Here is a 4,022-nt window from a genome sequence, read left to right as displayed (position 1 = left end):
TTGTCAGCGGAAGTGGGAGTGAAGCGGTCCGACATGTCTGCCTCTTGATCGACGGGCCCGGACGGCTGCTCTGCCGACCGACCAATTTGTTCAGTGCCATTACTAATATGGCACTCATCGGCCCCGATGCGAAACCCTCGGGAACCAAAAAGTCTTCGCGCCCCTGTTCGCACCCCGTCCGATCACGTAATTTGTCAGCCGAGCAAGCAAATCCCGCAGCACGAGAAGAGGTAGCCATGCCGCCGCGCACGGTCGTCATCGGTGTGGACAGTTCCACCCAGTCCACCAAGGCAGCTGTCACCGATGCCGTCACCGGCGAGATCCTCGCCGTGGGCCGCGCCCCGCACGTGGTCCTCGGCGAGGGCGGAGCCCGCGAGAGCGACCCCGAGGTGTGGTGGCAGGCGCTGCGCGACGCGGTGGCCGCCGGAATGAAGGAGGCCGGGCTGCCCGCCTCGGCCGTCACGGGCATCGCGGTCGCCGGGCAGCAGCACGGTCTCGTGGTGCTGGACCGCAGCGGCCGGCCGCTGCGCCCCGCGCTGCTCTGGAACGACACCCGCTCCGCCCCCCAGGCCACCGCCCTCACCGCCGCGCTCGGCGGCCCCGAGGCATGGACGGCCCGCACCGGGTCGGTGCCGGTCGCCTCGATGACCGCCTCCAAGTGGCAGTGGCTGCGCGAGAACGATCCGGCGAGCGCGGACGCCGCCGCGGGCGTCCGGCTCCCGCACGACTTCCTCACCGAACGCCTCACCGGCGTCGCGGTGACCGACCCGGGCGACGCCTCCGGCACCTGCTGGTACTCCACCGCCACCGGCGCCTACGACCCCGAACTGCTCGCCCTGCTCGGCCTGGACGCCGCGCTGCTGCCCGAGGTCGCCCCCACCGGCGGCACCCGCGCCGGGTCGCTGACCGCCGAGGCGGCCGAGGCGCTCGGCCTGCCCGCCGGCATCGCCGTCGCGGCCGGCACCGGCGACAACATGGCCGCAGCCGTCGGGCTCGGCCTCGGCGCGGCCGGACTCCTCGACCACCCGGTGCTCAGCCTCGGCACCTCCGGCACCGTCTTCGCCGCATCGCGCACCCGGCCCGCCTCCCCGGCGCTCGCCGGCTTCGCGGCGGCTGACGGCACGTACCTCCCGCTCGCCTGCACCCTGAACTGCACCCTCGCCGTGGACAAGGTGGCCGCCCTGCTCGGGCTGCACCGTGACGACGCGTCACCCGGTGGCGAGGCGGTACTCCTCCCGTACCTCGACGGCGAGCGCACCCCCGACCTGCCGCACGCCGCCGGGCTGCTCACCGGCCTGCGGCACGACACCACCCCGCAGCAACTCCTGGGCGCCGCCTACGAAGGCGCGGCGTTCACCGTGCTGCACGCCATGGACGAACTGCTCCGCGCCTGCGGGCTCGACCCGGTGGACCCGGAGGTCGCCGCCCGCCCGCTGCGCCTGATCGGCGGCGGCGCCCAGGGCACCACCTGGATCGAGACCGTCCGGCGGCTCTCGGGACGCCCCCTGGTGCTGCCCGCCAACGGCGAGTTGGTCGCGCTCGGCGCAGCCGCGCTGGCCGCCTCGGCGGCCGGCGGCGGCGACCCGGTCGCCCTCGCCACGGAGTGGAACCGCAGCGGCACCGCGGGTACGGACCGTCAACTCAACGCAATCGAGCGGGACACGGCGGCCTGGGAGCGGATCGGTTCGGTACTCGACCGGGCCTCGGGACCCCTTCTCGGCGGCTGACGACACCTCCGGGAGCACGACCGGATCACCCCGGGCATCCCCGAACCCGCTTTCGCGCAGCGGGTTTGGGGATGCGAAGCGATGTTCAATAGGATCCGGCGATGATCACAACCAAACGGCTGACGACCGGGGTGGGCCTGCTGCTCGCCACCCTGGCCGCCGGAATCGGCACCGCCGTGCCGGCCGCCGCCGACGAACCCCCCACCGCCTCCTCGCCCAAGGTCGAACTGGTCCTCGACGTCAGCGGGTCCATGCGCACCCGTGACATCGACGGCGAGTCACGCATGAGCGCGGCCAAGCAGGCGTTCAACGACGTGCTGGACGCCGTACCCGAGGAGGTCCAGCTCGGCATACGCACGCTCGGTGCGAACTACCCGGGCGACGACCGGCAGGTCGGCTGCAAGGACACCAAGCAGCTGTACCCGGTCGGCCCGCTGGACCGCACCGAGGCGAAGACGGCCGTCGCGACCCTCTCGCCCACCGGCTGGACCCCGATCGGCCCGGCCCTGCTCGGCGCGGCCGACGACCTGGACGGCGGTGAGTCCACCCGGCGGATCGTCCTGATCACCGACGGCGAGGACACCTGCGGCCCGCTCGACCCGTGCGAGGTGGCGCGCGACATCGCCGCCCGCGGGGTGCACCTCGTGATCGACACCCTGGGCCTGGTGCCCAATGCGAAGATCCGGCAGCAGCTCACCTGCATCGCCGAGGCCACCGGTGGTACGTACACGGCCGTCCAGCACAAGGAGGACCTGTCCCACCGGGTCACCCAGCTGGTGGACCGGGCCGCCGAACCCGTCGTCACCCCGGTGGCGACCGAGGGCGCCGCGAGCTGCGCCAAGGCCCCCGAGCTCACCGCCGGGCTGTACACCGACCGCGCGAAGCCGGGCGAGCACCGCTGGTACCGGGTGAACGTCCTGCCCGGCCAGGAACTGCGGGCCTCCGTCAGCGTCTCGGCCGACCGGGCCGTCAACCCTGACTACGGCGTCCTGCTGCGCGCGGTCACCACGCACGGGCGGGAGATCGTCCGTGGCTCCGAGTCGGGCACCGGCCGCACCGACGCCATCTCCACCGGGCTGCGCTACCCCAAGGCCGAAGCGGACGACGACGACGCCGAGACCGCCGAGGCCGTCTGCCTCCAGCTCAGCGACTCCTTCTCCTCGCCCACTACCGCGAAGACCGGCCCCGGCATGCCGGTCGAGCTGACCATCGACGTGGTGGACTCCCCCGACGACGCGGCGGACGCCGCGGCCTTCGGCCTCGGCCGTGGCTGGTGGTTCCTCGGCCTGATGCTGCTCGCCGGTCTGCTGGCGGGGCTGCTGTTCGGCTGGATCTCGCGCTGGCGCGTCGCCGTCTGGAGGACCAACTGATGCGTACGACCCTCCGTACCCGGACCACCCGCACCCACCGGGTACTGCGCGCGAGCGCGGGCGCCCTGGTCGCCGGTCTCGCCCTGTTCTCCTCCGCCGGCCCGGCCCTGGCCGACGACCCGTCCGCCTCCGCGAGCCCCGGCGAGGACGGCTCGGACTCCGGTCCCACCGAGGCCGGCACCACCTTCCGTACCGCGACCGCCCTCCAGCAGGACCAGGCGGGCACCGCACAGGCCTCGACCGGCGACTACCTCTACTGGGTCTTCCCGGCCGACGCCGGACAGCGGCCGACCGTACGGGCCACCGTGACCCTCCCCGAGGCGTCGCTCCGGCACGGGGCGTCCACCTGGCAGATCGACGTCTACGACGGCCTGCGCCGCCGTCAGGCGTGCATGTACGGCCACCAGACCCGCAAGGCGGCGGCCGACGCGGCGACGGTCGAGCTCGACTGCGTGCTGCGCCCGGTGCGCGCCTGGTCGGAGCCGTGGGCCAACGACCCGCTGCCCGGCAGCTACTACGTGCGCCTCACCGTGCTGGACCTGCCCGACACCGACCTCGGCCAGCCCATCGGGGCCCGCGTGGAGGCCACCTCGATCGACGCGGGCAGCGCGCACGACGTGGACGGCACCCTCTCCGAGCCGCTGGTGCCCGGGTCCTCCGCCGTACGCGCCGCCGCCGGATCCGCCGCGTCGGCCTCCCCCACGGACGGTGCGACGGACGAACCGGTCGTGGTGGCCGGCAGTGAGCCGGAGGACGGCTGGTCCTCGGGCTGGTGGACGCAGCGCTGGCTGTGGAGCGCCGGCGGAGCGGTGCTCGCCGCACTGGCCGGCGTCTTCGGCTACACCCTGACGCGCGGCCGTGGCCGCCCGTCGCACGTACCTCCGGGCGTCTGACCCGAACGCCGGGTACCACCGCGCCGCCGTCC

The 4,022-nt window shown here is 73.9% G+C and carries 3 protein-coding genes; all 3 read left to right on the top strand.

What is annotated here, in order from left to right; genetic code table 11:
* Positions 1-236 precede the first annotated feature (236 nt).
* The 3 genes from xylB (at position 237) to ACFWEP_RS32660 (ending at position 3,990) form a co-directional block, all read left to right on the top strand.
* Positions 237-1,727: a xylulokinase gene (xylB, locus tag ACFWEP_RS32670; RefSeq protein WP_387375625.1), complete on the top strand. Its 1,491-nt coding sequence runs from the start codon at positions 237-239 to the stop codon at positions 1,725-1,727.
* A 101-nt stretch (positions 1,728-1,828) separates the two neighbouring features.
* Entirely contained in the window at positions 1,829-3,097 is a 1,269-nt protein-coding gene (locus ACFWEP_RS32665; RefSeq protein WP_387375623.1) for a VWA domain-containing protein, read from the top strand.
* On the top strand, positions 3,097-3,990 hold the full coding sequence (locus ACFWEP_RS32660; protein WP_387375622.1) for a hypothetical protein: 894 nt from the start codon (positions 3,097-3,099) through the stop codon (positions 3,988-3,990). Before ACFWEP_RS32665 ends, ACFWEP_RS32660 begins: the two co-directional genes overlap by 1 nt.
* Positions 3,991-4,022 lie beyond the last annotated feature (32 nt).

Source organism: Streptomyces sp. NPDC060198 (assembly GCF_042728415.1).
Taxonomy (GTDB): domain Bacteria; phylum Actinomycetota; class Actinomycetes; order Streptomycetales; family Streptomycetaceae; genus Streptomyces.
Note: the sequence above shows the minus strand (reverse complement) of the source record. Positions and strands in the feature narration are given on the sequence as shown.